Annotated in this window: 8 protein-coding genes and 1 pseudogene; 8 read left to right on the forward strand and 1 reads right to left on the reverse strand. The window is 69.3% G+C overall.

Going from position 1 to position 6,289, the window contains the following annotated elements:
• Positions 1 to 447: pseudogene (locus tag FV228_RS17810) on the reverse strand (N-acetyltransferase); the annotation flags it as partial.
• Positions 448 to 544: 97 nt separating this feature from the next.
• Here FV228_RS17810 and FV228_RS17815 point away from each other — a divergent pair.
• The 8 genes from FV228_RS17815 to FV228_RS17850 form a co-directional block, all read left to right on the forward strand.
• Positions 545 to 1,558, forward strand: a complete 1,014-nt coding sequence (locus FV228_RS17815; protein ID WP_147855851.1) for a LysR family transcriptional regulator — start codon at positions 545 to 547, stop codon at positions 1,556 to 1,558.
• A 70-nt stretch (positions 1,559 to 1,628) separates the two neighbouring features.
• Entirely contained in the window at positions 1,629 to 2,249 is a 621-nt protein-coding gene (locus FV228_RS17820) for an urease subunit gamma (protein WP_147855852.1), read from the forward strand.
• Positions 2,250 to 2,340: 91 nt separating this feature from the next.
• Positions 2,341 to 2,637, forward strand: a complete 297-nt coding sequence (locus FV228_RS17825) for a type II toxin-antitoxin system PrlF family antitoxin (RefSeq protein ID WP_147855853.1) — start codon at positions 2,341 to 2,343, stop codon at positions 2,635 to 2,637.
• Positions 2,634 to 3,050, forward strand: a complete 417-nt coding sequence (locus FV228_RS17830) for a type II toxin-antitoxin system VapC family toxin (protein WP_187277800.1) — start codon at positions 2,634 to 2,636, stop codon at positions 3,048 to 3,050. The genes FV228_RS17825 and FV228_RS17830 overlap by 4 nt, the downstream gene beginning before the upstream one ends.
• A 5-nt stretch (positions 3,051 to 3,055) precedes the next feature.
• Positions 3,056 to 4,783 (forward strand): urease subunit alpha, encoded by a 1,728-nt coding sequence (gene ureC, locus FV228_RS17835; RefSeq protein ID WP_147855855.1) that lies wholly within the window; start codon positions 3,056 to 3,058, stop codon positions 4,781 to 4,783.
• Positions 4,784 to 4,816: 33 nt separating this feature from the next.
• Complete coding sequence (locus tag FV228_RS17840) at positions 4,817 to 5,302, forward strand: DUF29 domain-containing protein (RefSeq protein ID WP_147855856.1); 486 nt, start codon at positions 4,817 to 4,819, stop codon at positions 5,300 to 5,302.
• A gap of 4 nt (positions 5,303 to 5,306) precedes the next feature.
• Positions 5,307 to 5,861, forward strand: coding sequence for an urease accessory protein UreE (locus tag FV228_RS17845; RefSeq protein ID WP_147855857.1), 555 nt, complete (start codon positions 5,307 to 5,309; stop codon positions 5,859 to 5,861).
• Positions 5,848 to 6,289 (forward strand): urease accessory UreF family protein (locus FV228_RS17850; protein ID WP_281406505.1); only part of this gene is annotated, 442 nt, incomplete at its 3' end. The genes FV228_RS17845 and FV228_RS17850, both read left to right, overlap by 14 nt.

The raw sequence follows: 6,289 nt of genomic DNA on the forward strand, positions 1-6,289 counted from the left end.
CGCATACACGGCCCAGACGTAGATCGCGGCCGGACGCTCGTGCTGCCCGGCCAGCAGGGCGGCGGGCGGCTCGGCCGCATCGAAGGTTCCCGCCTGCAGGGCCGCGAGGCCGGCGCGGTTCAGCATCAGGCAGGCCACGAAGCCCTCGCCGCGTGGGTCGGCGGCATCGAACCGGTGCCGCTGGGCGATCGCGACGACGCTGTCGGGATTGATCGACAGCACCCGCTGCACCGTGGCGAGCGGTGCCAGGTCGGGCAGGTCCACCCGCGCCGCCGCGATGAGCCGTCCGAGGTCGTCCGGCGTCGGCAGGAAGGCGACGAGGTGCCGGGCAACCCGATCGACCCGCATCGCACCGAGTTCATGCCGCGGCTCCGGAAGCAGCGGCGGAATGCTCAGCCGCGCCGGGTTCTGTGCCGCGAAACGGGAGTGGGCGACGTGCACCGTCATCGGATGACCTGTCATTCGGGAACGGATTGACGCTGCAGCACTTCGCATCTAGCGCAGCCGCTGTATGTGCATGATTTGAAACAGGGGTGTTCCGCGGATGGAACGGGTCGAGGTCGACCACGGCTCGATGCCCGATTGGCAGAGTGTCCGGGTGTTCCTCACCCTGCATCGGTGCGGCAGCTTCCGGTCCGCGGCGGCCAGCCTCGGCCTCTCGATCAATTCGATCCGGCGGCGGGTCAGCGACCTCGAAGCGCGGATCGGCGCGCCGCTGATCACCCGGCACATCGATGGGGTGCGGCTGACCGCCGAGGGACGCGCGATCCTGGAGGCTGCCAGCCGCATGGAGGCGGCGGCGTTCGGGTTGATGCTGGCGGGCGACGCAGCCCCGTTCGCCGAGACCGGCGAGGTGCGAATCGCGGTCACGGAAGGCCTCGGCGCGTTCTGGCTGGCACCGCGGCTGGTTGAGTTTCAGCGTGCCAACCCGCGCCTGACCGTCGACTTGCGCTGCGCCATGGAATCCGCCGACGTGCTGCGGCTGGAGGCGGATGTCTCGATCCAGCTCACGCGGCCGACGAGCCCCGACCTGCGGATGGTCAAGCTCGGGCGCATGCACGTCATGCCCTACGCCGCGCGCAGCTACGAGCAGATCTACGGGTTGCCCGAGAAGCCGGCGGACCTCGCCCGGCACCGGATCGTGGTCCAGGCCGCGAGCCAGACGATTCGCCTGGAAGACTATGCGAAAGGCCTGGAGGGATTTCCCGCGGAGATTCCGGTGACGCTGAAGATCAACGTCAGCAGCGCCTATTACTGGGCCATCGCGAAAGGCGCGGGGATCGGCCTGTTGCCGACCTATGCGACCGCCATCGGCGCCCAGGTCGTCCCGGTGGACAATCTCGGCCGCACCAGTCTCGACATCTGGTTGACCTACCACCCCGATGCGGAGCGGATCGGCCGCGTCCGCCGGGTGATCGACTGGTTGCGCAGTTCTTTCGACGGGAGCCGCTACCCGTGGTTCCGGGACGAGTTCATCCATCCCCGCGATCTGCCGAGCCGGATCCGGGGCGAGACGCTGCCGGATCTGTTCGCCGGGTTCACCGGGATGTCGGAGTGAGACGCGCCGAGCCTTGACCCCGCGGCGCGCATGTTTCTTGCTCGCACGGCCGCAACGACGAGGTTCTCACGTGCTGCTGACGCCCCGCGAGAAGGACAAGCTGCTGATCGCCATGGCGGCGCAGGTGGCGCGCAACCGCCTGGCGCGCGGCGTCAAGCTCAACCACCCCGAGGCCGTGGCGCTGATCAGCGACTTCGTGGTCGAGGGCGCCCGCGACGGGCACACCGTGACCGAGCTGATGCAGGCGGGGGCGAACGTCCTGACGGCCGACCAGGTGATGCCCGGCATCGCCGAGATGATCCCCGACATCCAGGTCGAGGCGACCTTCCCGGACGGGACGAAGCTCGTGACGGTGCATCACCCGATCCGCGGGGCGCTCTCGGCCGACGTGCCGGGCCGGGTGACCACGTTGCCCGGCGAGATCGTGTTCAACGTCGGCGCCGACCGCGCGGTGATCGAGGTCGCCAACACCGGCGACCGGCCGATCCAGGTCGGCTCGCACTACCATTTCTTCGAGGTGAACCCAGGCCTCGTCTTCGAGCGCGAGAAGGCCCGCGGCCGGCGCCTCGACATCGCGCCGGGCACGGCGGTGCGGTTCGAGCCGGGCTCCACCCGGGAGGTCGTGCTGGTGCCGCTCTCGGGCGGACGCACCGTGTACGGTTTCCGGGGCGACGTGATGGGCAAGCTGTGACCATGGCCAAGCGCCACGCCTGCACGCCGATCGGTCTTGTCCGGCGTTCAGGAACCTCCTTACTGTCCGGGCATACGGTAAGGAGGCCGAGATGAAGGCGACGGAGGCCACGCTGACGTCGAAGGGGCAGGTGACGGTGCCGGCGTCGCTCCGCCGGGCGCTGGGCGTGAAGGCCGGCGACAAGCTTGTCTTCACGCAGGATGCGCACGGACGCTTCCTCGTCGAGGCACGCACGGACGCGCTGGCTGCGCTTCGCGGTATCGTCGGCCGTGACACCTGCGATCCGATCGCGCCGGTCGACGGCGCGCGCGTGGCCGACTGGATCGAGGCGAGCCGCGGCGCCCGCTGGGAACGGACGCACGACGATTCCCAGGACGACGAGGCGTGATCGGGCTGGACACGAACGTGCTGCTGCGGTGGCTCGTGGACGAGACGGTGTGGCCGGACGACGCGCCGGAGCAGACTGCGCTCGCGACGGAAGCTCTGAGCCGGCGCGACGCTCAGTTCTTCGTCAACGCGGTCGTGCTTGCCGAAACCGTCTGGATCCTGGCGCGGCCCCTGCGCCAGAAGAAAGCCGCCCTCGTCTCGGTGATCCGCCGCTTGCTCAACGCGTCGAATGTCGTCGTCGATCACCGCGAGGCGGCCGAAGCCGCCCTGTCAGCCTGGGCTGGCGGAAAGGGCGACTTCGCCGATCACCTCATCGGCGCCATCAACCGCTCCGCCGGCTGCCTCACGACGCTGACCTTCGATCGGAAGGCCGAACCCGCGGACGCCTTCACGCGCTTGCGCCGGGAGCCCTGATATTCATGGCCAACACGCCCAAACCCGCCGCCCTCCCCCGGGCCGCCTACGCCGACATGTTCGGGCCGACCACGGGCGACCGCATACGCCTGGCCGATACCGCCCTCGAGATCACGGTCGAGCGTGATTTCACCACCTACGGCGAGGAGGTGAAGTTCGGCGGCGGCAAGGTGATCCGCGACGGGATGGGCCAGAGCCAGGTCACCAACGCGGCGGGGGCCGTCGATACGGTGATCACCAACGCGGTGGTGCTCGACCATTGGGGCATCGTGAAATGCGATGTCGGCATCGTGCGGGGCCGGATCTTCAAGCTCGGCAAGGCCGGCAACCCCGACGTGCAGCCCGGGATCGACATCGTCGTCGGGCCCGGCACGGAGGTGATCGCCGGCGAGGGCAAGATCCTCACGGCGGGCGGGTTCGACAGCCACATCCACTTCATCTGCCCGCAGCAGATCGAGGAAGCTTTGTGCTCGGGGGTGACCACGATGCTGGGCGGGGGCACCGGGCCGGCGCACGGCACCTTCGCCACCACCTGCACGCCGGGCCCCTGGCACATCGCCCGGATGATCGAGGCGGCCGACAGCTTACCCATGAACCTGGCGTTCGCCGGCAAGGGCAACGCCTCTCGGCCGGAGAGCCTGGTCGAGATGGTCCGGGCGGGGGCCTGCGCGCTGAAGCTCCACGAGGATTGGGGCACGACTCCGGCAGCGATCGACACCTGCCTGTCGGTGGCGGACGCTCACGACATCCAGGTCATGATCCACACCGACACGCTCAACGAGTCGGGCTTCGTGGAGGACACGATCGCGGCGTTCAAGGGCCGCACGATCCACGCGTTCCACACCGAGGGCGCGGGCGGCGGCCACGCACCCGACATCATCAAGGTCGCTGGGCTGCCGAACGTCCTCCCGTCGTCCACGAACCCAACACGCCCATACACAAGAAACACCATCGACGAGCATCTCGACATGCTCATGGTCTGCCACCACCTCGACCCGTCGATCCCCGAGGACCTGGCCTTCGCCGAGAGCCGGATCCGGCGCGAGACGATCGCGGCCGAGGACATCCTGCACGATATCGGCGCGCTCTCGATGATGTCGTCGGACAGCCAGGCCATGGGGCGCGTCGGCGAGGTCGTGATCCGCACCTGGCAGACCGCCGACAAGATGAAGCGGCAGCGCGGCGCGCTCGCGGGGGACGCCTCCGGCACCGACAACCTGCGCGCCCGGCGCTACGTCGCGAAATACACGATCAACCCGGCCATCGCGCACGGCGTCTCGAAGCATATCGGCTCGGTGGAGCCCGGCAAGCTCGCCGACCTCGTGCTCTGGACACCCGCCTTCTTCGGCGTGAAACCCGATCTCGTGCTGAAGGGCGGCAGCATCGCGGCCGCCCCGATGGGCGACCCGAACGCCTCGATCCCGACGCCCCAGCCGGTGCATTACCGCCCGATGTTCGGCGCCTACGGCCGCGTGCCCTATGCGACGGCCCTGACCTTCGTGTCCCGGGCGGCGGTGGAGGACGGGTTGCGGGAGCGGCTCGGGGTGCAGAAGCAGCTGGTCGCCGTGGAGAATGTCCGCGGCGGCATCTCCAAGAAGAGCATGGTGCTCAACGATGCCACGCCGGTGATCGAGGTCGATCCCGAGACCTACGACGTGCGGGCCGACGGCGAACTCCTGGTCTGCGAGCCGGCCGAGGTGCTGCCGATGGCGCAGCGCTATTTCCTGTTCTGAGCTATCGTGGCGCGAACGAACAGGAGGCCGGACATGGCGAAGGCCGCGCTGAAACCACCACCGAGGGCCGACCTCTACGAGACCGACTTCTTCCTCTGGACGCAGGCCCAGGCCGATCTGCTGCGCGCCCGCCGTTTCGACGAGCTCGACCTGGACCATTTGATCGACGAGGTGGCGAGCGTGGGCGCCAGCGACAAGCGCGAGATCCGCAACCGTCTGACCGTTCTGCTCACGCACCTGCTGAAGTGGAAATACCAGCCCGGCCTTCGCTGCAGCAGCTGGAAGGGAACGATCGCGGAGCAACGCAACGGGCTGGCCGAACTTCTCGATGCCAGCCCGAGCCTGCGCCGCTATCCCGGCGACGTCTTCGCGGTGTGTTACATGTCCGGCCGCCGCAAGGCATCCGAGCAGACGGGGATCGATTTCACCCTGTTCCCGGAGCAGCCGCCGTTCACCCTTGAGAACGCGCTGGCCGATGGCTTCCTGCCGAAGGAGCCCGATCTCATTGACCAATCCTGAGTTCATGATCCGCGCCACCCGAATCCTCCGCCGCGAGCACCTGTCCGGGGGCGAGATCGTCGACCGGGTGGTCCTCGATTCCGGCGAGCGTCATCGCCGCCGCGTCGGCATGCGGGGGCAAGGGGGCCTGCGGTTTCTGCTCGATCTGCCGGAGGCGGTCGTGCTGGACGACGGCGATGCCCTGGTGCTGGAGGATGGCCGCCTGGTCTGGGTCGAGGCCGCGCCGGAGCGCCTGCTGGAGATCCGCGCCGCCAGCGAGCACGCCTTGAGGCGGTTGATCTGGCACATCGGCAACCGGCATATCCCGGCCGAGATCGGCGCGGAGGCGGTGTGGATCGCCGACGACCACGTGCTCGCCGACATGGTCCGGGGGCTCGGCGGGACGGCAGAACCCGTGGAGCGCCCGTTCCGGCCGGAGGGGGGAGCCTATTCCGGCGGGCACGCGCACGGCCATGGGCATGGGCACGGGGATGCGCACGGGGATGCGCACGGGGATGCGCACGGGGATGCGCACGGGGATGCGCACGGCCCGCATCATCACCACCATGCCGATGGCTGAGACGCTGGCGGCACTCCGGCTGATGGCGTGGCTGTCGCCCGGGTATCCGGTCGGAGCCTACGCGTATTCGCACGGCCTGGAATGGGCCGCCGAGACCGGCGACGTGCAGGACGAGCCGAGCCTCGCCGCGTGGTTGGCGGACGTGTGCGAGCACGGCGCCCTGCGCAACGACCTGATCCTGGCAGCCCACGCCCATCGGGCGGCCGGCGCCGCCGAACCGGACGGAATCGCCGCGATCAACGATCTCGCCCTGGCCCTGGCGCCGTCGCGCGAATTGCATCTGGAGACGAGCCAGCAGGGTCGCAGCTTCCTCGACGCAACCCTGGGCGCCTGGCCCTGCGAACGGCTCTCGGCGCTGGCCGACCGCGACCGGATAGGCGACCGGTCCCGGAAGCCGGCCGGCCAGCGCCGAGAGCCGTTCGCAGGGC

The sequence above is a fragment of the Methylobacterium sp. WL18 genome, from assembly GCF_008040015.1.
GTDB lineage: Bacteria > Pseudomonadota > Alphaproteobacteria > Rhizobiales > Beijerinckiaceae > Methylobacterium > Methylobacterium mesophilicum.